The organism is Sphingomonas sp. NBWT7, from assembly GCF_014217605.1.
Taxonomy (GTDB): Bacteria; Pseudomonadota; Alphaproteobacteria; order Sphingomonadales; family Sphingomonadaceae; genus Sphingomonas.
Genome location: NZ_CP043639.1, coordinates 1,171,748 through 1,194,452, shown reverse-complemented (window position 1 = coordinate 1,194,452; position 22,705 = coordinate 1,171,748). Strand labels below are relative to the sequence as shown.

Genomic DNA, 22,705 nt, shown 5'->3' with positions numbered 1-22,705 from the left:
GATTGCGCGGGCAGTGTCAGGCCCCGCGGTAGCCTAGCGCGACGCCGTTCATGCAGTAGCGCTTGCCGGTCGGCGGTGGCCCGTCGTCGAACACGTGGCCCAAATGCCCGCCGCAGCGGCTGCAATGAACTTCGGTACGCGACATGCCAAGCGTAGTGTCGGTCGTCGTACCCACGGCGCGCGGCAAGGGGGCCCAGAAGCTTGGCCAGCCGGTTCCGCTCTCGAATTTGGTCTTCGACGCAAACAGCGGCTGACCGCATCCGGCGCAGGTGAAGGTGCCGGCGCGCTTTTCCTTGTTGAGTGGACTGGTGAACGGCCGCTCTGTATCCTCCTCGCGCAGCACGCGATATGCCGCCGGCGATAGCTTCGCCCGCCACTGCTTGTCGGACAGGCGATAGGGGAAATTGCCGGCCGCGGCATCGGCCGGTGCGGCGCGGCAGGCGGTCAGCACGGCGGCGACAGTGCCCGTTGCGAGGGCGGCGAGCGTCGAGCGGCGATCGTACAGGCTGGTCATCTTTCGGATATAGGAGGCGCCGCAACCGGCGCAGCATCCGGGCGGCAAAAAAGCGCGATCGGCGGGATGAGCGGACGACTCGCGAGCGGGACGCGACGATGCTAGCGATTGTTGGATGCCCGATCCTTCCGCCTCGGCCGCTCTGATCGCAACGCTTGCCGCTGACGCGAGGCGGGCCGCATCTGTGCTCGCGGGATCACCCACGAAACAGCGCCGCGCAGCACTTGGCGCCGCCGCGGAGGCGCTGCGGCGCGCGACCGACGCGATCATCGTGGCGAATCAGATCGACATGGAACGCGCGCGCGACAACGGCCTTTCCGCCGCCATGCTCGATCGCCTCGCGCTGGACGCTGTCCGTGTCGAGGCGATGGCACAGGGCCTAGCAACAGTGGCAACGCTGGACGATCCGCTCGGCGCGGAGATCGACAGGACGGTGCGGCCCAACGGGCTCGACCTTGCGCGCGTTCGCGTCCCGATCGGCGTCATCGGCATCATCTACGAAAGCCGTCCCAATGTCACCGCCGACGCGGCGGCGCTGTGCGTGATGTCGGGCAACGCGGTGATCCTGCGCGGTGGATCAGAGGCGCTGGAGAGCAATGCCGCCATCCACCGGGCTTTCACGGACGGGCTTCGCGCTGCAGCGTTGCCGGTCGACGCCGTGCAGCGCGTGGAGACGACCGATCGCGCGGCCGTGGGCGCAATGTTGCAGGCGGCGGGCGCGATCGATTTGATCATCCCGCGCGGCGGCAAAAGCCTTGTCGGCCGTGTTCAGTCGGAAGCGCGCGTGCCAGTGCTCGCGCATCTCGACGGCATCAACCACGTATTCGTTCACGCCTCCGCCGATCCGGCAATGGCGTGCCAGGTGGCCGTTGACGCAAAGATGCGCCGGACGGGCGTGTGCGGCGCAATGGAGACGTTGCTGATCGACGCGGCCTATCCCGATCCCGCGGGGGTGGTGGCGGCGCTCGTCGCGGCGGGATGCGCGGTACGTGGCGACGCGCGGATCTCGGCGTTGAGTGGCGTGCCACGCGCCGACGACGCGGACTGGGACACCGAATATCTCGATGCGATCTGTTCGGTCGCTATCGTCGACGGCGTGGACGCCGCGCTGACGCATATTTCACGGCACGGATCACATCATACCGATGCGATCGTGACCGAGGACAGGGCGGTTGCCGAGCAATTCCTTGCCCGCGTCGATTCGGCGATCGTCCTGTGGAACGCATCGACGCAATTCGCCGATGGAGGGGAATTTGGGCTGGGCGCGGAGATCGGCATCGCGACCGGGCGCCTGCACGCGCGCGGGCCGGTCGCGCTGGAAGGGCTGACGACCTACAAATGGGTCGGCCGCGGTACCGGGCAGGTTCGCGGCCGAGGCTGAACGCTTACGCAGCGGCTCGGTGCGGCATGGTCCAATCGATGCTGGTTTCCGCCTCGTCACGACAGGCGGCGACGATACCGCGAAGCTGTGTCGCGACATCCGCCGCCAGGTCATCGAACGAAGCGGGGGAGCGCGGCGGCAGCGGGGTGCGCGGGAATAGCAGCGCCCATTGCGTATCGAAGTGGCGTGCCGCGAACGTGTCGTTACTCTCGGCGTACTGCTCGCGAACGTAGGCAAGCAGCGTTGGGTGGAAGCCGTTGAACGGCGCGTCGGGAATGTCCGCCATCTGCCGATCGACGATGCCCCGCAAAGCATGACGTTGCACCGGCAGCATGGCGCGGCCCTCGTCTTCAAGCCACACGCGCAGCGCCTCCGCGACGAGCAATTGTTTCCAGCCTGCCGAACGGTTTGCGCGATGCTCGGCGGCGTTGGCAAAGACCGGCGCGAGTGGCGCGAGTTCCGGCAGGCGGGCGAGCGCGCGCACGATTCCCTCGTCCTGCACGGCGCGCGTATAGGCGAGCGGCGTGAAATCGAGCCCGAGTTCCTCAAACGAGGTGCGCTGCCGGTTCCAGTCGAGCCGGCCGTTGGCGACGATCTTCGCGACGTAGTCCTCGAACGGATCGCGCGCGTGGAACTGTGCGCGCATCTGCGCATAGGCCGAATTGAGCAGCGCCACCTGATCGCGTACCGCGAGCAGGACCGTAACCGGATTGCCGTTCGCGGTGAGCGCCTCGGCGATCTCTCGGCGGCGGGGGGTGAGAAGGGGCGCGGTGACCGATTCGCTCGATATGATTACGTGATCGCCCTGATGCGCGGCCACCTCGGCGTGAAAGCGCCGCGCGATCGTCTCGTTCTGCGCAGGGGTCAGCCGCCCGGCAAGGCCGGTCAGCAGGGTGCTCGCGTTGCCGGTGGCATTCACGCCCGCGGTGGGAAGAAGGTAGCCCGCCTCGAGCAACGCGGCGCGGTGCGTCGCCAACGATTCCTGGAACGCGGTGGTGCCCGTTTTCGCGAAGCCGGCGTGAAGCAGGATCCGCGCGGGCGGGCCTGTGCGAGTGGGGGGCGCGACAGCGTTTGCCGCGTCCGGGGCGGGGGACGCGGGAGAAGGCTTATCCGCCGCGGGGGCGGCGGCGGCAAGCCGAGCCATACGCCGCACCGCCTTGGGATCGGTAAGCACGCGCTCGACCGCTGCCATCACGGCGCGCCGCTGTGCCGGGCGAAGATCGTCGATCCCGCATGGCGACAGCGGCTTGAGCGGCGCGGGGGGAAGAACATCATGCCATGCGCGCCCGAAGTGGCGCTCGGCAAAGCGCGCATTGCTTTCCTCGAACAGCGCCGAATAAGCCGCCGCGGCGTGCGGCGTATGGCCGTTGAAGCTTGGTCCGGCGAGCGCTTCGGAATGGCGGATGACGAGCGGGACCAGGAGGTTGCGCAGCGGCCAATCGACGCTGCCGTCGGGGCCGGCGATGGCGCTACGCACCTCGTCCGCAACGATCAGTTGCAGTGCGCTAAGGCTGGGATTCGCTTCCTGGCGATCCGCGGTGTCGATGTCGGCAAGCGGGGAGAGGCACGCCAGACGCGTCAGCGCGTGGACCACGCCGTTGCGCCGGAACGCTGCATCGCAAGCGATCGCCTGAAGCGCGAAGCCGGCGCGCGTGTAGCGATCGTCCAGATATTCCCAATTGCCGCTGTGCACGCCGTGCGGCCCGGGCATGAAGAAGCGGTCGAATGGCGGGACGGCGGTCAGCATTTCGCGCATCTGCGCGTAGCAGGAATTACGCCATGCCAATTGATCCCGCACGGCGACGATGGCGGTGAGATCGCTGCCGCCGCGCGTCTCGATCGCGGTACGCAGCGCCGGCAGGAGGGGGAAGAAGCGCACCGTCGACATGGTTTCGGCGGATATCAATACCGCCGCGTCCGGCGCGGCGCGTAGTTCGTCATCGAACTGCCGCAGGATCTGTATGCGCCGGCCGGCATCGATCTCCCCGCCGGCGAGTGCGAGCGACAGGGCGTGGTGGTTGCCGTCCGGCGTCGCGCCGGTCTCCGGATAGAGGAAGCCCGCATCGCGCAGCGCCGCGCGGTTGCGTGTGGCCCACTGCTGAAAGGCCGATGTCCCCGTCTTGTGGGTGCCGATGTGAAGGATGAAACGAGGCATGAGGCAATCCGGCGGGGCGCCGTGCCCCCGGGCAGCGATAGCCAGCGCCCGTTGCCCTGTCCACGTCGCCGCGGTGCCGGTTCGGCGACGATCGGAGGGGATCAGCCGCCGGCGGCGAGCGGCGTGGAGACGCCGGTGATACGCCGGAAAAAGCGCGGGACGGGGCCGTTGCGCGTCATCCAGTCGCTATAGGCGCGGTAGTGCATGTCTTGCGACAGATGCCGCTCCTCGGTGCGGGCGCGCCAGTAATAGATGCCGCTGACGACGCCGAGCAACACCGTCGCGCGGACCGTGTCGACCAGCGATCTCGTCGACAGGACGGGGATGGTCGAGAGCCACCAGAACAGGTTCTTCGACAGATATGCCGGGTGTCTCGACCAGGCATACGGCCCGTGGGTGATGATGCCGCGATGCGTGAGGTTCGAGAAGCGCAGCCCGAATGCGACCGTCGCCCAGGCGTAGACGGCCGTGAAGCCGACGAGCACCAAGCCGATCGCGGCGAGCACGAGCGGGTGACCGGCAAACCAGTACGTCCAATCGGCGGTGCCGGGATGATAGTCGAGCGGCCCGCCTTCGTTCATCAGGATGAACGGCGGATAGCAGATCAGGGCGGCCATCCAGCCCGCGGCATAGGGGTTCGCGCTGCGGATATGCGCGTCGAGCGGCCGCATCGTCAGCATGTAGCCGACGGTCGCGAAGGCGACGTCGATGACGAACATCAGCGTAATGAGCCAGTTCGTCAGCCGCACGGGATCAGCGAGAATACCGAACGTCGGCGTGCGGATGAACTCGGCGAAGCCCGGCGGCACGATCGCCAGCATGAAGGCGAGAAAGAACGCCTTCACGCCCCACGCACGCAGGTGGCCGGCGATCGCGGCACCGTCGGTGGACGCGGTGTGCGTCACCCAGGCGCCGAGCGCCCAGGCGCCGTCGCGCGGCTCGATCAGTCGGCGGTCGAGCCACAGCACATAGGGGATCGACGCGACGACCAACCACGGCGCGGCGGTGGTGAAGCACCACATCGCGAACAGGTAATTGCCGTCCCAGTAGAAGCGGCCGGTGGCGTAGATCAGCGCGATCCCGGCCCAGGTAACCCACAGCCCGACGAGCTTGACGAGGCTGACGTCGAGCGTCGCGCGCCATGGTTGCGGGTGATCCCAGTCGATACCGGTCGTAGGATTACGGTGGACCTTGTCGATCAGCAGCGACCACAGCACCATCGGCAGCCCGCAGGCGACGAGGTTCATCAGCCCCGCGTACGGCCCGTCCATGCCATAGGCGCGCGCCACGCCGATCCAGATGAGCAGCCCCGCGAGCCCCGCGAGGCCGACGCCGCGCGACACCGCCGATGCGGGCCGGGGATCGGCATGGACGGCGGCGGCGAGCGCGGCATCATGGTACATGCGGGGCGGCATAGCGCGGCAATCGTATGGATCGCGTAAAGAGCCGCCGTGCGACGGACGTGCGACAGACTGCCGACAAAGGCGCTCGCCCGTGGCGCCGCCGGCCACTACATGCCACGCCATGTACCAGTTCGACATCGCCGCGGCCGACGACACCGCTTCATTGTATTGCGACATCCTGGGCGCGCTGGACGCGTTGACTGCCGATGAGCCCGACGGCGTCGCAAACATGGCCAATGCCGCGGCGCTGCTGTGGCAGTATCTGCCGGATCTCAACTGGGCGGGCTTCTATCGCTTGATCGGCGACGAGCTCGTGCTCGGGCCGTTCCAGGGCAAGCCGGCGTGCATCCGCATCGCGCTGGGCAAGGGCGTGTGTGGCACCGCGGCGCAGACGCGCGCGACGCAGCTGGTGGCGGACGTCCATGCCTTTCCCGGCCATATCGCGTGCGATGCCGCGAGCGCATCGGAACTCGTGGTGCCGATCGTTGCGGGCGACCGGCTGGTCGGCGTGCTCGATCTCGACAGCCCCGTTGCCGGCCGATTCACGCCGGCCGATGCGGCTGGATGCGAAGCGGTGGCGGGACTGCTCGCCGGGCGAATCGGCTAACAACCATTCTTCGACGCTGATCCATATCGGGACAGCCCCCGCGCTGGCGACTCCGCGGGTGCGATGGTAAGCAACTCGTTAAGACGGACGGGCGTTGCGCGCCTGATAGATCCAGTCGGGGAGTTGAAACGATGCGAACCCTGTTGGCGGCGACGGCGCTGCTTTCGATGGCTTCCGCGACCGCGGCCGATGCGGGACAACGCGTCGTCGTGCGCGGCGGCGGTACCCATATCGGGAATACCCATGTCGGCGGCACGTCGGGTGGCTGGTCACGTCCCGGCGGCTGGAACAAGCCGGGTGGGAATTGGGGCAAGCCCGGTGGCAATTGGGGCAAGCCGGGCGGTTGGAACCGCCCGGGCGGTGGCAATTGGAACAAGCCGGGCTACGTCCACAATCGCCCGCGCTGGGGCGGCCACGTCCAGGGTCGCTGGTGGGGCGGCTATCGCGCGCCGGGCGGCTGGGGTGCGTATCAGCGTCCGGTCCGCGGCTGGGTGCTGCCGAGCTATTGGATTCAGCCGAACTGGTACATCAACGACTGGTCGGGCTACGGCCTGCCGCAGCCGCCGGCGAACTACACCTGGTCGCGCTACTATGACGACGCGGTGCTGATCGACGGTCGCGGATCGGTATACGACACGATCGGCGGGGTCGACTGGGACCGGTTCGATGCCGACGGCACCGACTACACCTATTACGACGACGCAGCGGGCTACGACGGCTACGCCTATCAGAACGGCGGCTATGCCTATGGGGCGCAGGGCGGTTATGCGCCCGGCGCGCCTTATGGCTATCCGCAGCGCGACACCGGGCTTGGCGGCGCGGCAGTCGGCGCGGTTGTCGGCGGCGTCGCCGGAGCGGCGATTGCCGGCCGCGGCAACCGATTGGGCGGGGCGCTGATCGGCGGCGGCGTGGGTGCGCTGACGGGCTATGCCGTCGATCGCGCCGAGGATCGCGGCCGCGTACCGCCGGCGCCCGGTTACGGCGCGCCGTACCCGCAGCCCGGCTACGGCTATCCGCCCGCGGTTGCGACGCGCGCCGCGCCGCTGCCGCCGCCGCCGGTAATTTACCACGGGCAGTCGCCGGTCGTCACCAGCGGCGGGACGACCGTCGTCACCACCACCGGCGGCGCGGGCTATGCAGCGGGCGGCGGCTATTATGCCAACGGCTATTACTATCCCGGTTCGAGCATCACGACGATCTCGGTCCAGAGCCAGCCCGTCGTGACGACGACCACCACCGAGATCTGGGAGGATTCGGTCACCTACTCGCGGCCGAAGGCGCGCAAGCGCGTGTGGCGACCCAAGCCGAAGTGCATCTGCCGCTGATCTCAACGCGTTGGGGGGCGGGCATTGCGGCAAGCGCCGTGGTCCGCCGTTAGCGAGTAGAAAAAGGGTGCGTTGCCACAGGGGCGACGCACCCTTTTTTGCGCATCGGAGGTCGTTGCTAGGGCCGTGGTAGCGCCGGACTGTCCACGGATCAGCGTCGTGGAGCGCGTCCGGCAAAGGTGACGATGCTTTCCGCGCTGTTCGCGCCAAGCGCGCTGACGCCGAAGAAGTGATCGTCGACCGATACTTCCTTCAGCACCACCGGAGTCGCGCCGGTGACGATCTTCTCGTCGGTCCACGCCGGCTTGTCGTTCCGCCGCCAGCGCAGGCGATAGCGCGCGGCGTCCGGAGAGGCCTGCCACGAGACCGTCGTGTCGCGTGTCAGCTCGCCCGATACGGACACCGCCGCCGGGGCGGCGGGGGCGGCGGCGAGTTGCGCTAGCGCGGCGACATTGATTGCCGTCACGCGGGCAAGGTAGTCGAAGTCCATTCCCTCGATCGTATCGCCGTAGACGCGACCGTTCTCGGTGCGCAGATTCTGATGCTGGCGATCCCAATTCTCGGCGCCGACGGTGAAGCGCACCGCGGGATAGCCCTCGCGCAGGAACGGCTCGTGATCGCCGCCGCGCCCGAAGCGATCGGGCCGCCGGTCGACGAACACGTCGAGACGGCCGGGTAGCGTTTCGGCGATCCCATCGATCGCCTTGGCAAGCGCGCGGCTCGGCCCGTCATCCTCGCCGCCGATCGCGCGGCGTTCCGTCGCCTCTGCCAGCGTCTCACCGACGCGGATACCTTCGGAGAAGACGCGGACGCGGTCAGCGACGCGCAGCCCGTCCTGGCCGATCGTGTTGCCGACGATGTCGTTGTTAAACATCGCGTCGACCTGCCAGCCGCGCGCCTTCGCGGTCTCGGCGAGCAGCGTCGCGCCGAGCAGCCCCTGCTCCTCGCCCGAGAAGGCGACGTAGACGATCGTCGCCGCGAACTTCTCTTTCGACAGGATGCGAGCGGCCTCCAGCACCAGAGCCACGCCGCTCGCATCGTCGTTGGCACCGGGCGCGTCGGACGTCACGTCCATCACATCGCTGACGCGGCTGTCGATATGGCCGCCGACGATGATGAAGCGATTGGGATCGGTGCCGCGCTGGATGCCGAGCACGTCCTCGATCACCACGCCGGCGGGCGCGCGCGCGTTGACGAACCGGCGCTCTAGCCGCTCGACCGCGATGCAACCCCCGCAAGTCGCGCCGATCCTTGCGAACTCGCTCGCCACCCAATTGCGTGCCGCACCGATGCCGCGGGCGGGATCAGTCGTCGACGACAACGAGTGGCGCGTGCCGAACGAGACGAGCCGCTCGACCGAGCTGCGTAGGCGCTCCTGCGACGGGGCCTCGCGCGCGACCGCGGGTGTCGCGCCGGCCAGCATCGCGGCAGCGGGAAGGATGGGCAGCAGGGCGGCGCGCAGCCGGGCGGAACGGGGGTGAAAAGGCATGGTCGCGGCATGCCGGCAAAGGCCGTCAGCGACAAGGCGCGATCCGTTATCGCCGGGTGCTTTGACGCGGTCGACGCGCAAGCGTAACGATGGGTGAAAATACGGTCGCGAGTCCAAGGCGTTTTCCTCTTGAGGCAGGATTTGCACGATGACCAGATTTTCACCCGCGCTCCTCGTCGGCGCGCTGTTTCTCGCCACCCCCGCGCTTGCGCAAAGCCCGTTCGACGGCACGTGGAAGGGCGATCCGAAATCGGCCGCGCTTAACGTCAAGCCCGATAGCTGGACGATCAGGAACGGCAGCTACACCTGCACGACGTGCCTTCCCCCATTCACCGTGCCGGCCGACGGCAAGTTCCACAAGGTTGCCGACAAGCCGTATTGGGACGAGGTCGCGGTCGCGACGCCCGATGCCAGCAGCGCGACGTTCCAGTTCCGCAAGGCGGGCAAGGTGATCGGCGAGAGCCGTCGCACCGTCTCGGCGGACGGCAGCACGCTGACGTCGGTGATGAGCAACACCAACAATGCCGCTGGCACGAAGATCGATCAGAAGATGGTGCAGACGCGCGTCGGAACGCCGATCGCAGGGGCGCATCGCGTGTCGGGCCAGTGGAAGACTGACACGTCGGCGACCGAAGTGACCGACAATGCGCGCACGTTGACGCTGAAGGTCGATCGGGAACGGGTGAAGCTAACCTCGCCGCTGGGTGAGACGCTCGACGCCAAGTTCGGCGGCGATTACGCCCCCAACGTCGGCGATCCGGGCAAGACGATGACCAAGGCGGTGCTGCTCGCGCCCAACAAGATGACGCTGACCGACATGCAGAACGGCAAGGTGATGCAGGAGACGACCTATACCGTCGCCCCGGACGGCCGGACGATCGAAGCGGCGTGGCGTGATCCGCGCGACAATTCGAGCGGTACGTTCAAGGCCTACAAGCAGTAATGGTAGCGACGGGTCGGGCAGCGCGGGCTGCCCGGCACGTCGACCAAAACGCGGGGGCCGCTCCGCGTCAGCTGAGCCGGTCGATCGCATCGCGATCAAGGCTGCCGGGGATGATCATCAGCGGCACCGGAAGCGCGCCGACCTCGCCCGCGAAATGCGCGACGAGCGGGCCAGGCGGGCCATCCGCTGTTGCGCCGAGCACCAGTGCGGCGATCTGGGGATTGGCGGCGATCAGCTCGCGGATGATCTTGGGGCCGTCGCCCTGCCGCACGGTGATCGCCGGGCGCAGCCCCGATTCCTCGATCAGCGTGCCGGCCGCGCGCGCGACCAGGCTTTCCGCCGCCAGCCGCGCGTCCTCCTCGATCGTCGCCTGCACGCCGCCGAACGCGATGAACTCCTGCGGCTCGACCAGCGCCAAGATCTCGACCGCGCCGCCCGTCTTCACCGCGCGCCGCGCGGCGAAGCGCAGCGCGATCTCCGCCTCGGGCGTATCGTCGATCACGGTCAGATAAATGCGCATGTGTGCGAGCCCCTTGTCGCGGCGGCTTATCCGCCTGCGGGGTTGACCGCGCAAGGGCTCGGCGCGAGAGACGAATGCCCTCCCCGGGAACAGTTCGAGGACCCTCATGCCGATCGAGATCAAGATGCCTGCGCTCTCTCCGACGATGGAGGAGGGGACGCTGGCGAAATGGGTGGTGAAGGAGGGCGACACGGTGAAGGCCGGTGACCTGATGGCCGAGATCGAGACCGACAAAGCGACGATGGAGTTCGAGGCGGTCGACGAGGGCGTCGTCGCCAAGCTCGTCGTGGCCGAGGGCACCGACGGTGTGAAGGTCGGCGAGGTCATCATGCTGCTCGACGCCGAGGGGGAGGAAAGCGCCGCCGGTGGTGAGACGCCCGCGCCAGAACCCGCATTGAAGCCCGCCCCCGCGAAGCAGCAAGCGGAGGCGCGTGCGTCGGAGGAACCAGCGGCCAGGAAGCAGATCGACGCCCCGGTCGATCGCGAGACCGGCGAGCCCGTGTCCGCCGACAATCCCGAGACAAAGGCGCCGGCGCCCCGCGCGGCGGCACAGTCGGCTGACGGGAGCGCGGGCGGCACGCGCGTCAAGGCCAGCCCGCTGGCGCGCCGCATCGCCGCCGACAAGGGGGTCGACCTCGCCGCGCTCAGCGGCTCGGGGCCCAACGGCCGGATCGTCAAGGCCGATGTCGACGGCGCGACGGGCGGCGCAGCGCCGGAAGCTGCCGCGGCGACACCGCCCTCGGCGGCCGCGACGGAAGCCGCCGCCCCGGACACGCCGCAGCGCGCGCCGGCCGCGGTGGCGATCCCCGATATCCCGCACGAGACGACCAAGCTCAGCAACATGCGCAAGACGATCGCGCGCCGCCTGACCGAATCGAAGCAGCAAGTGCCGCACATCTACCTCACGGTGGACGTGCGGCTCGACAAGCTGCTCGCGCTGCGTACCGAGCTCAACGAGAGCCTGTCGGCGCGCGCGGTGAAGCTGTCGGTCAACGATCTGATGATCAAGGCGCTTGCCGCGGCGCTCGTCCAGGTGCCCAAGTGCAACGTGATGTACACGCCGAACGAGCTCGTCACGTTCAAGCGCGCGGACATCTCGGTGGCGGTGTCGACGCCCGAGGGGCTCATCACGCCCGTCATCACCGAGGCGGATAGCGCGTCGCTGTCGTCGATCTCGACGCGAATGAAGGATCTCGCCGCCCGCGCGCGCGACAAGAAGCTGAAGCCCGAGGAGTTTCAGGGCGGCACCGCCTCGCTCAGCAACATGGGCATGTACGGGATCAAGCAATTCGAGGCGGTGATCAACCCGCCGCAGGGCATGATCCTCGCGATAGGCGCTGGCGAGAAGCGGCCGTATGTCGTTGAAAACGAACTGGCGGTCGCGACGGTGATGAGTGCGACGGGCAGCTTCGACCATCGTGCGATCGACGGCGCAGACGGTGCCGAACTGATGCAGGCGTTCAAGCAATTGTGCGAGAACCCGCTGGGCATGCTTGCCTGACATGAACCGCGCGGTGGCGATCGAGCTCGTCCATCTCGCGGCGGGCCTGATGCTGACGCTGGCAATCTTTCGAGCCGGCGTGTGGGCCTATCCGCAGGGCGCGGATTCGCTCGAGCCGGTCGGCTGGGTGACGATGCTCGCGATCGTGGCGATGAGCGTTCCCGAGATCGCCAAGGCTGCGCGCAAATCAAGGAACCGATGACAAGTGGCTGAAAACTATGATCTCGTCGTTCTCGGATCGGGGCCGGGCGGCTATGTCGCGGCGATCCGCGCTGCGCAGCTTGGGCTTAAGACGGCGATCGTCGAGCGCGAGCTGCTCGGCGGCATCTGCCTTAATTGGGGGTGCATCCCGACCAAGGCACTGCTGCGTTCCGCCGAGGTCTATCATTACATGAGCCACGCCAAGGACTACGGGCTCAAGGTCGATGGGTTCGCGGCCGATCTGGATGCAGTGGTCAAGCGGTCACGCGGCGTCGCCAAGCAGCTCAATCAGGGCGTCGCGCACCTGATGAAGAAGCACAAGATCGCGGTGCACATGGGCGAGGGCAGGCTGACCGGGCAGGGCAAGCTGAGCGTCACCGACAAGGACGGGAAGGAGGCTGAGCTTCAGTACAAGAACGTCATCGTCGCCACCGGTGCGCGGGCGCGGGACCTGCCGTTTGCCAAGGCTGACGGCAAGCGCATCTGGACGTATCGTCATGCGATGACCCCGCCCGAGATGCCGACCAAGCTGCTGGTGATCGGCTCCGGCGCGATCGGGATCGAGTTCGCGAGCTTCTACAACGACATGGGAGCCGAAGTTACCGTCGTCGAGATGCTCGATCGGTTGGTGCCGGTGGAGGATGCGGACGTTTCCGCCCATCTCGAAAAGGCGCTGAAAAAACAGGGCATCACGATCATGACCTCTGCCGGCGTGGGGGCGCTCGACATCGGCACGAAGGGCGTGACCGCGACGCTGAAGGACAAGGCCGGCAAGGAGACCAAGGCCGAATTCAGCCACGTCATCGTCGCGGTCGGGATCGTCCCCAATACGGCGAAGATCGGGCTCGAAGAGCTCGGCGTCGCGATGGACGAGCGCGGGTTCGTCAAGGCCGATGCCGCCTGCCGAACCAACGTGGAGGGCGTATGGGCGATCGGCGACATCACGGCGCCCCCGTGGCTGGCGCACAAGGCGATGCACGAGGGCGTGATTGCTGCCGAGGCGATCGCGGGCGGGCATCCGCACGCGATGGACCCGCGCAACATCCCCGGCTGCACCTATTGCCGCCCGCAGATCGCCAGCGTCGGCCTGACCGAAGCGAAGGCGAAGGAAGCCGGCTTCGAAGTGAAGGTCGGCAACTTCCCCTTCATCGGCAACGGCAAGGCGATCGCGCTCGGCGAGCCCGAGGGCTTCGTGAAGACGGTGTTCGACGCAAAAACGGGCGAGCTGCTCGGCGCGCATATGATCGGGGCCGAGGTGACCGAGCTGATCCAGGGCTACACAATCGGCAAGACGTTGGAGACGACCGAGGCCGAACTTATGGGCACCGTCTTCCCGCATCCCACGATCAGCGAGACGATGCACGAGGCGGTGCTCTCCGCCTATGGACGACCGCTGCATATCTGATCGCGCGCACCGACCGGTCCGATGGCGCGTATCGGAGCCGGATCGGAAGCCAACCTTGACGCCCGCAGCCGGGGCGTGACGAAACATCAGGAGATTGCGATGACCGATCACGCCACCGGCACCCACGTTTTCACGCCCGATCCGCGCAACGACGATGTGCTGATCGACGTCAACGGCGAGCTGTTCCGCCGCCCCGAGGCGAAGGTGTCGGTGTTCGATTCGGGCTTCATGCTCGGCGACGGCGTGTGGGAGGGCTTGCGCGTCTACGGCGGCCAGATCGCCTTTCTCGACCGCCATCTCGATCGGCTGTGGCAGGGCGCCAAGGCGATCATGCTCGACATAGGCATCTCCCGCGACGAGCTGGCCGGGCGGCTGCGCCGGGTGCTCGACGCCAACGACATGGGCGGCGACGGGGTACACATCCGCCTGATGGTGACGCGCGGGATCCGTTCCACCCCCTATCAAGATCCGCGGGTGGTGATCTCGCCGGCGACGATCGTGCTGATCCCGGAGTGGAAGAGCCCGGCGGCGGGCACCGCCACGCGGATGCTTAACCTGTTCACGGTGCACGTCCGTCGCGGCTACCCCGACGTACAGGATCCCAAGCTCAATTCGCATTCCAAGCTCAACTGCATCACCGCCTGCATCCAAGCGGCGCAGGCGGGGGCCGACGAGGCGCTGATGCTCGACCCGCACGGCTTCGTCGCGACGTGCAATTCGACGCACTTCTTCATCGTTCGCAACGGCGAAGTGTGGACGTCAACCGGCGACTATTGCCTCGACGGGATCACGCGGCGGATCGTCGTCGAGACGGCGCGCGCAGCGGGCATCCCGACGTATGAGCGCAACTTCTCGCTGACCGACGTCTACGGCGCTGACGAGGCGTTCACTACGGGGACGTTCGCCGGGCTCGCCCCGATCGGCGCGATCGACGGGCGGGTGATCGGTACCGATCGCGGCCCGATGGTCGAGCGGCTGCAGGGTCTGTACCGCGAAGCGGTGGAGCGCGAGCTGGGATGAGCGACGGTTCGGAGGGCGCCGCGCCGCGCCGCATCGCGATGTGGTCCGGCCCGCGCAACATCTCGACCGCGATGATGCGCAGCTTCTCGTCGCGCGCCGACTGCGCGGTGAGTGACGAGCCGTTCTACGGCTGCTTCCTGCGCGAGAGCGGCGCGGACCATCCGATGCGCGATGCGGTGATCGCGAGCATGGATTGCGACTGGCGCTCGGTCGCCGATACGCTGGCTGGGCCGGCACCCCGCGATGCGACGGTGTGGTACCAGAAGCACATGCCGCACCACATGGTCGGGCCGATCGCGCCCGACGATCTGCGCGGCGTCGTCCACGCGTTTCTGATCCGCGATCCGGTGCGCATGGCGGCGTCTTACGCTGCGAAGCGCGAGAGTGTGACGCCGGCGGATCTGGGTGTCGCCGAACAGCGCGCGTTGTTCGAGCGCGAGGCCGACCGTATCGGTCATGCGCCGCCGGTCATCGACTCCGCCGACGTGCTGCGCGACCCCGCGGACACGCTTCGCCGCCTGTGCGCGGCGTTGGGCATCGCGTGGGACGACGCGATGCTCGCCTGGCCGGCGGGACGGCACCCGGACGACGGGATTTGGGCGGCGCATTGGTACGGCCGCGTCGAGGCGTCGACCGGGTTCGGGGGTGCCGAGCAGGACGCGCCCAGCTTGCCGGACGCGCTGGCCCGCGTCGCGGACGCCTGCCGCGACGATTACGAGGCGCTGAGCCGGTGGAGACTGCGCGCAGCTTGAGGGTAGGGCGGTCGCCGCGCCGTGCGTCATACGATCGCTAGGGGCATGAAGGACCTGGCCTACGGTGTACTTTCTTGCGTGGCGCAACCGCGTCGGCTGAACCTGCGGTGAGGTGATCGGTTGTTGTCGCAAGGAGACACACCGATGGCCGACAACGACAAGGAAAAGATCTACGACGACTTCAAGGATGCGGTGAACATGGCGCCGGCAACGCTCGAAAAGTTCCTCGACAGCGACGATTCGAAGCGTGTCGGCTGGAAGGGCGATGATGGCAAGTCGGGCGGCGAGAGCGTCGGGCATGCGTCGGGCCGCCGCATCGTTGAGATCAAGCGCAAGAAGAAGGCGGATCTCACCGACGACGATTACGCGCACATGAAGAAGGTCGTCAGCTACGTTAACCGACACCTCGCGCAGGGCGGGCCGTCGAAGGACAAGGAGCATAGCGACTGGCGCTATTCACTGATGAACTGGGGGCACGATCCACTCGAGGAATAGCAATCCGTCGCCGTCACGGTTAACGCGCGCCCGTTCGTTACGATAGCGGAAGGTGGGACGGTGATAGGACAGGCGGCGGGATTGGTGGCCTTGGCGCTGGCGGTCGGCGGTACGGTGGCGACGCAGCAATATGGCGCCGGCCCTGATTTCGGCCCCAACCTCGAACGCTTCACCTATCCGTGGCCGGTGCAGACGATGACGCTCGACGTCGTCGGCCAGCCGGCGACGATGAGCTTCATGGATATCGCCGCGCCGCGCCCCAACGGGCGTACGGTGGTGTTGCTGCATGGCAAGAATTTCTGCGGCGCCACGTGGGAATCGAGCACGCGGGCGCTGACGCAGGCGGGCTATCGCGTGATCGTTCCTGACCAGATCGGCTTCTGCAAATCGTCGAAGCCGCGGGCGGCGCAATACAGTTTCGAAATGCTGGCGAACAACACGCGGCGCCTGCTCGCCTCGCGCGGGGTGACGCGCGCGACGATGGTTGGGCATTCGATGGGTGGCATGCTCGCGATGCGTTACGCGATCATGTTCCCGGACGCGGTCGACCGGCTCGTGCTCGTCAATCCTCTTGGTCTCGTCGATCGCTCCGAGGAAGGGCTGCCGTATCTCGACGTCGATACGTTGTGGGCGGGTGAGAAGAAGACGACTTACGCGTCGATCAAGGCGTATCAGCAGGAGAATTACTACCACGGCACATGGAAGCCGTCGTACGATCGTTGGGTGTGGATGGCGTCCGGCATGTACGCCGGGCAGGGGCGCGATACCGTTGCGCTCGCGCATGCGAAGACGAGCGAGATGATCAAGACGCAGCCCGTCGCACACGAGCTGTACCGGCTGAAGCCGCCGACGACGGTGATCGTCGGGACTCTCGACAAGACGGCGTTCGGGCGCCAGCAGGTTCCCGCGTCCTTGCGGCAGTTCCTGCGTGCCATCCCTTTGGTCGCGCCCGAGGCGGTGCGCAAGATGCCGAAAGGAACGCTGGTCCGGCTAGACGGGCTGGGTCACTCTCCGCAGGTCGAGGATCCCGCGCGCTTCGAACAGACGTTGCTGACGACGATCCGCTGAGCCGCGCTACGCGCTGAGGCGGGCGGGATACCAATTGTCGTTCGCGGGCGCGTCGCGCAGCGGCCGGGCAAGAGCGATCGCGGCGGATAGGACGCAGATTGCGCCGAATGCGGCAAGCGCAGGTTGATCTACGGCGGCGCTGGCCTCCGCTAGCGCCGACCCCGCCAGCAAGACCGCCGCCGTGGCGATGCTTCGCTGGTCTGGCCAAGCCGCCGCGATCGCCAGGGCAACGAGGCTCGCGAGGAGGAAGGCGCTGCCGTGGGTGCCAGGCAGCAGCCCGGCGACGGTCAGTGGAGAGAGCGCGGCGCACGCGATCAGCGACCGCGTGGAGAGCACGGCGACGGTGGTGCGCGCTATATAGGCGGATGCAAAGCCGATGGCCGCTACCATCATTACCGCGGTAAGCGGGACGGCCGCTTGTGGCGGTAGCAGATCGACGATCGTGGAAAGGCCGGGGGTCGGTAGAGCTTTGATCGAACGCCCTGACGAGTCTGCCGACGGCGCAACTGTAATCCATCGTGCTGCGAGCCAGATAGCCGCGGCGATCGGCCACTCGCGGATCGGCACGCGTCGGCGGATTAGTAGCGCGAGGACGAAGGGAGCAATCGCCAGCGCGTCGGGCCTCACAGCGACGGCGAGGCCCAACCAGCCGAGCATGGGCCGGTGCCGATGGTCGACGCCTGCCGCGAGTGCCATCAAGCCCATCGCCACGGACACGGCATCGACGCCACCCAGCCGGGCGGCCCCCGTGAGATAGGCCGCCAACATGAGTGAAACGGGCAAGAGCACCGCGCTCGGCTTCAAGCGCGGCGTTGGCGGGAGGGTGCGTTCGCGAGCCGTGAGGACCCGCGTCAGGTGCACGAACGCCGCCACCATGGCCACGACTGCTACGATCGATCCGGCCCCTATTCTTATATAGTGATCGTATCCCGCCGCATTTGTCTGCACGAGCAGCCCGGCCGCCACGACAAGGGCAGCCGGGACGCTTGGTTCGGGAGGCAGTCGCGGGGCCATCGGGTGTGCTATGCGCCGTCTTGCTTGCCGCGCCGTTAAGGGGTGGCGGCATTGACCATTGGACAGTCGCGGCGTATAGGCGCGCCGGTTCGCACCCGGTCCGCCCGGTCGCGGGCAAGCTTGAACATTGCTGGATGCTAGAAGGACCGGGAGGTCGCGCGCGATCGCTCCTTGGTCCTTTTCGTATTCCAAGTGCTGTTATGGCTCCAGCAAAGTAACCTAATGAAAGGTGAAGGCTTCAATGCCGACGATTAACCAGCTGGTCCGCAAGGGCCGCGATCCGCAGAAGGCCAAGTCGAAGGTCCCTGCGATGGAGCAGAACCCGCAGAAGCGCGGCGTGTGCACCCGTGTCTACACCACGACCCCGAAGAAGCCGAACTCGGCGCTGCGCAAGGTGGCCAAGGTCCGCCTGACCAACCAGCGCGAAGTCATCAGCTACATTCCGGGCGAGGGCCACAACCTGCAGGAGCACTCGGTGGTGCTGATCCGCGGCGGCCGTGTGCGCGACCTTCCAGGCGTGCGGTACCACGTGCTGCGCGGCGTGCTCGACACGCAGGGCGTGAAGGATCGCAAGCAGTCCCGCTCCAAGTACGGCGCCAAGCGTCCGAAGTAAGCCGGTCCGCCGATCCGCGAGAATGCTGGGATCGGCTGCTGACCACCAAAGGCTGAAGTTTAGAAGGAAGATACCAGATGGCTCGTCGTCGTCGTCCCGAAAAGCGGGAAATCCTGCCTGATCCCGTCTACGGGGATGAGGTTCTGTCGAAGTTCATGAACTCGGTGATGCTGGACGGCAAGAAGTCCGTCGCCGAGGGCATCGTCTATTCCGCGCTGACCACGGTCGAGGCGCGCGCGAAGCGCGAGCCGATCGGCGTGTTCCACGATGCGCTGAACAACATCAAGCCGGGCATCGAAGTGCGCTCGCGCCGCGTCGGTGGTGCGACGTACCAGGTGCCGGTCGAGGTGCGTCCCGAGCGCGCGCAGGCGCTGGCGATCCGCTGGCTGATCACCGCCGCGCGCGGCCGCAGCGAGAACACGATGGACGCGCGTCTGTCGGGCGAGCTGCTCGACGCATCGAACAACCGCGGCAACGCGGTGAAGAAGCGCGAGGACACGCACCGCATGGCGGAAGCGAACCGCGCCTTCAGCCACTATCGCTGGTAGTGACATCTGCTTCCGTCTTGGAAGCGTCACGCAGGTAAACTATATCGTGGGGAGCCGGCCGTGGGCCTGCTCCCCACATCGCTAAGGAAGCCCGATCATGGCCCGCAGCCATTCGCTCGACAAGTATCGCAACATCGGCATCATGGCGCACATCGACGCCGGCAAGACGACGACGACCGAGCGCATCCTCTACTACACCGGCAAGTCGTACAAGATCGGCGAGGTGCATGAAGGCACCGCGACGATGGACTGGATGGAGCAGGAGCAGGAGCGCGGGATCACGATCACCTCGGCTGCCACCACGTGTAAGTGGAAGGCGGAAGAGGGGAAGGGCCCCGAGCATCTGATCAACATCATTGACACGCCGGGCCACGTCGACTTCACGATCGAAGTCGAGCGGTCGCTGCGCGTGCTCGACGGCGCGGTCGCGTGCTTCGACGGCGTCGCCGGCGTCGAGCCGCAGTCCGAGACCGTGTGGCGCCAGGCCGACAAGTACGGCGTGCCCCGGATGTGCTTCGTCAACAAGCTCGACCGCACCGGCGCCGACTTCTACTTCTGCGTTCAGTCGATCATCGATCGCCTCGGCGCGAAGCCGGCGGTGCTGTATCTCCCGATCGGCATGGAAGGCGGCTTCAAGGGCCTCGTCGACCTCGTCGAGAACCGCGCGATCATCTGGCTCGAGGAATCGTTGGGCGCGAAGTTCGAATATCAGCCGATTCCCGACGACATGGCCGAGAAGGCCGCGAAGTATCGCAGTGAGCTGATCGAGCTCGCCGTCGAGCAGGACGACGACGCGATGGAAGCGTATCTCGAGGGCAATGAGCCCGACGCGGCGACGCTCAAGAAGCTGATCCGCAAGGGTACGCTCAACATGGCGTTCGTGCCGGTCGTCTGCGGCTCGGCGTTCAAGAACAAGGGCGTCCAGCCGCTGCTCGACGCGGTCGTCGACTTCCTGCCGAGCCCGCTCGACGTGCCGGCGATCAAGGGCGTCAAGCTCGACGGCGAGACGCCGGACGAGCGCCCATCGTCGGACGAGGCGCCGTTCTCGGCGCTGGCGTTCAAGATCATGAACGACCCGTTCGTTGGCTCGCTCACCTTTGCCCGCATCTATTCAGGCGTCCTCACCAAGGGTGGGTACCTGAACTCGGTGAAGGACAAGAAGGAGAAGATCGGCCGTATGCTCCTGATGCACGCGAACTCGCGTGAAGACATCGAGGAAGCACGCGCCGGCGACATCGTCGCGATCGCGGGCCTCAAGGAGACCACGACGGGCGACACGCTGTGCGACCCGGCGCATCCGATCATCCTCGAGCGGATGGAATTCCCGGAGCCCGTCATCGAGCTGAGCGTCGAGCCGAAGACCAAGGCCGACCAGGAGAAGATGGGCGTCGCGCTCAACCGCCTGGCTGCCGAGGATCCCTCGTTCCGCGTGTCGACCGACCACGAATCGGGCCAGACGATCATCAAGGGGATGGGCGAGCTCCACCTCGAGATCCTCGTCGATCGCATGAAGCGCGAGTTCAAGGTCGAGGCGAACGTCGGTGCGCCGCAGGTGGCGTATCGCGAGTACCTCAAGAAGCCCGTCGACATCGACTACACGCACAAGAAGCAGTCGGGCGGCACCGGCCAGTTCGGCCGCGTGAAGGTGAAGCTGACGCCGGGCGAGCGCGGTGCCGGCATCGTCTTCAAGGACGAGATCAAGGGCGGTAACATTCCGAAGGAATATATCCCCGCGATCGAGAAGGGCTTCCGCGAGACGGCGGCCACGGGCTCGCTGGTCGGCTTCCCGATCATCGACTTCGACATCGTCCTGTACGACGGCGCGTACCACGACGTCGACTCGTCGGCGCTGGCGTTCGAAATCACCGCCCGCGGCGCGATGCGCGAAGCGGCGCAGAAGGCCGGCATCACGCTGCTCGAGCCGGTGATGAAGGTCGAGGTTGTCACGCCGGAGGATTACCTCGGCGACGTGATCGGCGACATGAACTCGCGTCGAGGCCAGATCCAGGGTACCGACACGCGCGGCAACGCGCAGGCGGTGACCGCAATGGTGCCGCTGGCGAACATGTTCGGTTATGTGAACTCGCTGCGCTCGTTCACGCAGGGCCGCGCGAGCTACTCGATGCAGTTCTCGCACTATGACGAAGTGCCGCAGAACGTCGCGGACGAGGTGAAGGCGAAGCTGGCCTGAGGCGGGCAGGGGTCAAGTCCAACTTGGCCCCACCTCGCCGAAAGGCCGGCCGGCGGGTCGGCACCGCCGAACCCGTCCGACGACGCGGAGACTTGATCCCGCGTCCGCCCCGCGCGGGAATATTGAAGCCGGCCCTGTGAGAACGCAGGGTTTGCGAAACCGTAATTCAGCCGCTATGGGCCCGCCGTCACGGTGAGTCCTCGTGCGGCTCCAGTGGAAATCCAGAAGGTAGGGATACAATGGCTAAGGCTAAGTTTGAGCGGACCAAGCCGCACCTGAACATCGGCACCATCGGTCACGTCGACCATGGCAAGACCTCGCTGACCGCAGCGATCACCAAGGTTCTCGCCGAGAACGTCGCCGGCAATGCCGCCGTCGACTTCGCCAACATCGATAAGGCGCCGGAAGAGCGCGAGCGCGGCATCACGATCTCGACCGCGCACGTCGAGTACGAGACCGCCAACCGCCACTATGCGCACGTCGACTGCCCCGGCCACGCCGACTATGTGAAGAACATGATCACGGGCGCGGCGCAGATGGACGGCGCGATCCTGGTCGTGTCGGCAACCGACGGTCCGATGCCGCAGACCCGCGAGCACATCCTGCTCGCCCGTCAGGTCGGCGTGCCGGCGATGGTCGTGTTCATGAACAAGGTCGATCTGGTCGACGACGAGGAAATCCTCGAGCTGGTCGAGCTGGAAGTTCGCGAGCTGCTGTCGTCGTACGAGTTCCCGGGCGATGACATTCCGATCATCAAGGGTTCGGCGACCTGCGCACTGTCGGGTTCGAACCAGAAGCTCGGCCAGGACGCCGTCATGGAGCTCATGCAGTCGGTCGACGACTACATCCCGCAGCCGGAGCGTCCGCTCGATAAGCCGTTCATGATGCCGATCGAGGACGTGTTCTCGATCTCGGGTCGCGGCACGGTCGTCACGGGCCGCGTCGAGACGGGCATCGTCAAGGTCGGCGAGGAAGTCGAGATCGTCGGTATCCACCCGACCGTCCGCAAGACCACCGTCACGGGCGTCGAGATGTTCCGCAAGCTGCTCGATCAGGGCCAGGCCGGCGACAACGTCGGTGCGCTGATCCGCGGCGTGGCGCGCGACGAAGTCGAGCGTGGCCAGGTGCTCTGCAAGCCGGGCTCGATCAAGCCGCACACCGAGTTCTCGTCGGAAGTGTACGTGCTGTCGAAGGAAGAGGGTGGCCGTCACACGCCGTTCTTCGCCAACTATCGTCCGCAGTTCTACTTCCGTACGACCGATGTGACCGGCACCGTCGAGCTGCCTGAGGGCACCGAGATGGTCATGCCCGGTGACAACGTCGCGCTCGGCATCAAGCTGATCGCGCCGATCGCAATGGACGTCGGCCAGCGCTTCACGATCCGCGAGGGCGGCCGTACCGTCGGCGCCGGCGTCGTGAGCGCGATCGCCAAGTAAGATCTGACTTCAGGTCTGCGGTTCGCCGCAAAAGCTGCCGCCCGGTGCGCCTTAGCGTGCGCCGGGCGGTTGCCTTTTTATGAAGGCGCGGTTACAGCCCGCGCCTCGCACAGTTTCTGAACAG

The 22,705-nt window shown here is 66.9% G+C and carries 21 protein-coding genes; 15 read left to right on the top strand and 6 right to left on the bottom strand.

Annotation, left to right across the window (positions count from 1 at the left end):
- Positions 1 to 16: 16 nt before the first annotated feature.
- Positions 17 to 514 (bottom strand): peptide-methionine (R)-S-oxide reductase MsrB, encoded by a 498-nt coding sequence (msrB, locus tag F1C10_RS06045; RefSeq protein ID WP_185209617.1) that lies wholly within the window; start codon positions 512 to 514, stop codon positions 17 to 19.
- Positions 515 to 629: 115 nt separating this feature from the next.
- On the opposite strand from msrB, the gene F1C10_RS06040 reads away from it, so the two are divergent.
- Complete coding sequence (locus F1C10_RS06040; RefSeq protein WP_185209615.1) at positions 630 to 1,895, top strand: glutamate-5-semialdehyde dehydrogenase; 1,266 nt, start codon at positions 630 to 632, stop codon at positions 1,893 to 1,895.
- Between the two features lie 4 nt (positions 1,896 to 1,899).
- Here F1C10_RS06040 and F1C10_RS06035 read toward each other — a convergent pair whose 3' ends face one another.
- Together F1C10_RS06035 and F1C10_RS06030 are read right to left on the bottom strand one after the other, a co-directional pair.
- Positions 1,900 to 4,050 carry a hypothetical protein gene (locus F1C10_RS06035; RefSeq protein ID WP_185209613.1) on the bottom strand — a complete coding sequence of 717 codons (2,151 nt, stop codon included), beginning with the start codon at positions 4,048 to 4,050 and terminating at the stop codon, positions 1,900 to 1,902.
- A gap of 101 nt (positions 4,051 to 4,151) precedes the next feature.
- On the bottom strand, positions 4,152 to 5,453 hold the full coding sequence (locus F1C10_RS06030; protein WP_185209612.1) for an isoprenylcysteine carboxylmethyltransferase family protein: 1,302 nt from the start codon (positions 5,451 to 5,453) through the stop codon (positions 4,152 to 4,154).
- 121 nt (positions 5,454 to 5,574) lie between these two features.
- Here F1C10_RS06030 and F1C10_RS06025 point away from each other — a divergent pair, with 121 nt between their 5' ends.
- On the top strand, positions 5,575 to 6,060 hold the full coding sequence (locus tag F1C10_RS06025) for a GAF domain-containing protein (protein WP_185209610.1): 486 nt from the start codon (positions 5,575 to 5,577) through the stop codon (positions 6,058 to 6,060).
- Between the two features lie 131 nt (positions 6,061 to 6,191).
- Entirely contained in the window at positions 6,192 to 7,385 is a 1,194-nt protein-coding gene (locus tag F1C10_RS16675; RefSeq protein WP_258043099.1) for an RcnB family protein, read from the top strand.
- Positions 7,386 to 7,536: 151 nt separating this feature from the next.
- Here the strand turns inward: F1C10_RS16675 and F1C10_RS06015 are convergent, their stop codons facing one another.
- On the bottom strand, positions 7,537 to 8,874 hold the full coding sequence (locus F1C10_RS06015) for a M20/M25/M40 family metallo-hydrolase (protein ID WP_185209608.1): 1,338 nt from the start codon (positions 8,872 to 8,874) through the stop codon (positions 7,537 to 7,539).
- Between the two features lie 148 nt (positions 8,875 to 9,022).
- Here F1C10_RS06015 and F1C10_RS06010 point away from each other — a divergent pair, with 148 nt between their 5' ends.
- Entirely contained in the window at positions 9,023 to 9,817 is a 795-nt protein-coding gene (locus F1C10_RS06010) for a hypothetical protein (RefSeq protein WP_185209606.1), read from the top strand.
- A gap of 67 nt (positions 9,818 to 9,884) precedes the next feature.
- On the opposite strand, the gene F1C10_RS06005 is transcribed toward F1C10_RS06010, so the two are convergent.
- Entirely contained in the window at positions 9,885 to 10,337 is a 453-nt protein-coding gene (locus F1C10_RS06005) for a universal stress protein (RefSeq protein ID WP_185209605.1), read from the bottom strand.
- A 106-nt stretch (positions 10,338 to 10,443) separates the two neighbouring features.
- Here F1C10_RS06005 and F1C10_RS06000 point away from each other — a divergent pair, with 106 nt between their 5' ends.
- The 7 genes from F1C10_RS06000 to F1C10_RS05970 all read left to right on the top strand — a co-directional run bounded on the left by F1C10_RS06000 (position 10,444) and on the right by F1C10_RS05970 (position 16,779).
- Positions 10,444 to 11,838 carry a pyruvate dehydrogenase complex dihydrolipoamide acetyltransferase gene (locus tag F1C10_RS06000; RefSeq protein ID WP_185209603.1) on the top strand — a complete coding sequence of 465 codons (1,395 nt, stop codon included), beginning with the start codon at positions 10,444 to 10,446 and terminating at the stop codon, positions 11,836 to 11,838.
- Between the two features lies 1 nt (position 11,839).
- The gene (locus tag F1C10_RS05995; RefSeq protein ID WP_185209601.1) at positions 11,840 to 12,040 is read left to right on the top strand and encodes a hypothetical protein; all 201 of its coding nucleotides are present in this window, start codon (positions 11,840 to 11,842) and stop codon (positions 12,038 to 12,040) included.
- Positions 12,041 to 12,043: 3 nt separating this feature from the next.
- Entirely contained in the window at positions 12,044 to 13,444 is a 1,401-nt protein-coding gene (lpdA, locus tag F1C10_RS05990; protein ID WP_185209599.1) for a dihydrolipoyl dehydrogenase, read from the top strand.
- 99 nt (positions 13,445 to 13,543) lie between these two features.
- A complete protein-coding gene (locus tag F1C10_RS05985; RefSeq protein WP_185209597.1) occupies positions 13,544 to 14,464 on the top strand; it encodes an aminotransferase class IV in 921 nt (306 codons plus the stop codon).
- Positions 14,461 to 15,216 (top strand): sulfotransferase, encoded by a 756-nt coding sequence (locus F1C10_RS05980; RefSeq protein ID WP_258043097.1) that lies wholly within the window; start codon positions 14,461 to 14,463, stop codon positions 15,214 to 15,216. Before F1C10_RS05985 ends, F1C10_RS05980 begins: the two co-directional genes overlap by 4 nt.
- Before the next feature lie 144 nt (positions 15,217 to 15,360).
- Positions 15,361 to 15,711, top strand: a complete 351-nt coding sequence (locus F1C10_RS05975) for a DUF3140 domain-containing protein (protein WP_185209595.1) — start codon at positions 15,361 to 15,363, stop codon at positions 15,709 to 15,711.
- A gap of 84 nt (positions 15,712 to 15,795) precedes the next feature.
- Positions 15,796 to 16,779: an alpha/beta fold hydrolase gene (locus F1C10_RS05970; protein WP_258043096.1), complete on the top strand. Its 984-nt coding sequence runs from the start codon at positions 15,796 to 15,798 to the stop codon at positions 16,777 to 16,779.
- A 6-nt stretch (positions 16,780 to 16,785) separates the two neighbouring features.
- Here F1C10_RS05970 and F1C10_RS05965 read toward each other — a convergent pair whose 3' ends face one another.
- Entirely contained in the window at positions 16,786 to 17,745 is a 960-nt protein-coding gene (locus tag F1C10_RS05965; protein ID WP_185209594.1) for a hypothetical protein, read from the bottom strand.
- A 289-nt stretch (positions 17,746 to 18,034) separates the two neighbouring features.
- Here F1C10_RS05965 and rpsL point away from each other — a divergent pair, with 289 nt between their 5' ends.
- From rpsL to tuf, 4 genes are all read left to right on the top strand, one after another.
- Positions 18,035 to 18,406, top strand: a complete 372-nt coding sequence (gene rpsL, locus F1C10_RS05960) for a 30S ribosomal protein S12 (RefSeq protein ID WP_022691828.1) — start codon at positions 18,035 to 18,037, stop codon at positions 18,404 to 18,406.
- A gap of 77 nt (positions 18,407 to 18,483) precedes the next feature.
- Positions 18,484 to 18,954 carry a 30S ribosomal protein S7 gene (gene rpsG, locus F1C10_RS05955; protein ID WP_185209592.1) on the top strand — a complete coding sequence of 157 codons (471 nt, stop codon included), beginning with the start codon at positions 18,484 to 18,486 and terminating at the stop codon, positions 18,952 to 18,954.
- Between the two features lie 97 nt (positions 18,955 to 19,051).
- Positions 19,052 to 21,145 carry an elongation factor G gene (gene fusA / locus F1C10_RS05950; RefSeq protein ID WP_185209590.1) on the top strand — a complete coding sequence of 698 codons (2,094 nt, stop codon included), beginning with the start codon at positions 19,052 to 19,054 and terminating at the stop codon, positions 21,143 to 21,145.
- A gap of 239 nt (positions 21,146 to 21,384) precedes the next feature.
- The gene (gene tuf / locus F1C10_RS05945) at positions 21,385 to 22,581 is read left to right on the top strand and encodes an elongation factor Tu (RefSeq protein WP_185209588.1); all 1,197 of its coding nucleotides are present in this window, start codon (positions 21,385 to 21,387) and stop codon (positions 22,579 to 22,581) included.
- Positions 22,582 to 22,705 lie beyond the last annotated feature (124 nt).

What these genes read in the sequence shown, in the direction of transcription:
- msrB (WP_185209617.1), bottom strand. Translation starts at nt 514, where the DNA reads ATGACCAGCCTGTACGATCGCCGCTCGACGCTCGCCGCCCTCGCAACG.
- F1C10_RS06040 (WP_185209615.1), top strand. Translation starts at nt 630, where the DNA reads ATGCCCGATCCTTCCGCCTCGGCCGCTCTGATCGCAACGCTTGCCGCT.
- F1C10_RS06035 (WP_185209613.1), bottom strand. Translation starts at nt 4,050, where the DNA reads ATGCCTCGTTTCATCCTTCACATCGGCACCCACAAGACGGGGACATCG.
- F1C10_RS06030 (WP_185209612.1), bottom strand. Translation starts at nt 5,453, where the DNA reads ATGTACCATGATGCCGCGCTCGCCGCCGCCGTCCATGCCGATCCCCGG.
- F1C10_RS06025 (WP_185209610.1), top strand. Translation starts at nt 5,575, where the DNA reads ATGTACCAGTTCGACATCGCCGCGGCCGACGACACCGCTTCATTGTAT.
- F1C10_RS16675 (WP_258043099.1), top strand. Translation starts at nt 6,192, where the DNA reads ATGCGAACCCTGTTGGCGGCGACGGCGCTGCTTTCGATGGCTTCCGCG.
- F1C10_RS06015 (WP_185209608.1), bottom strand. Translation starts at nt 8,874, where the DNA reads ATGCCTTTTCACCCCCGTTCCGCCCGGCTGCGCGCCGCCCTGCTGCCC.
- F1C10_RS06010 (WP_185209606.1), top strand. Translation starts at nt 9,023, where the DNA reads ATGACCAGATTTTCACCCGCGCTCCTCGTCGGCGCGCTGTTTCTCGCC.
- F1C10_RS06005 (WP_185209605.1), bottom strand. Translation starts at nt 10,337, where the DNA reads ATGCGCATTTATCTGACCGTGATCGACGATACGCCCGAGGCGGAGATC.
- F1C10_RS06000 (WP_185209603.1), top strand. Translation starts at nt 10,444, where the DNA reads ATGCCGATCGAGATCAAGATGCCTGCGCTCTCTCCGACGATGGAGGAG.
- F1C10_RS05995 (WP_185209601.1), top strand. Translation starts at nt 11,840, where the DNA reads ATGAACCGCGCGGTGGCGATCGAGCTCGTCCATCTCGCGGCGGGCCTG.
- F1C10_RS05985 (WP_185209597.1), top strand. Translation starts at nt 13,544, where the DNA reads ATGACCGATCACGCCACCGGCACCCACGTTTTCACGCCCGATCCGCGC.
- F1C10_RS05980 (WP_258043097.1), top strand. Translation starts at nt 14,461, where the DNA reads ATGAGCGACGGTTCGGAGGGCGCCGCGCCGCGCCGCATCGCGATGTGG.
- F1C10_RS05975 (WP_185209595.1), top strand. Translation starts at nt 15,361, where the DNA reads ATGGCCGACAACGACAAGGAAAAGATCTACGACGACTTCAAGGATGCG.
- rpsL (WP_022691828.1), top strand. Translation starts at nt 18,035, where the DNA reads ATGCCGACGATTAACCAGCTGGTCCGCAAGGGCCGCGATCCGCAGAAG.
- rpsG (WP_185209592.1), top strand. Translation starts at nt 18,484, where the DNA reads ATGGCTCGTCGTCGTCGTCCCGAAAAGCGGGAAATCCTGCCTGATCCC.
- fusA (WP_185209590.1), top strand. Translation starts at nt 19,052, where the DNA reads ATGGCCCGCAGCCATTCGCTCGACAAGTATCGCAACATCGGCATCATG.
- tuf (WP_185209588.1), top strand. Translation starts at nt 21,385, where the DNA reads ATGGCTAAGGCTAAGTTTGAGCGGACCAAGCCGCACCTGAACATCGGC.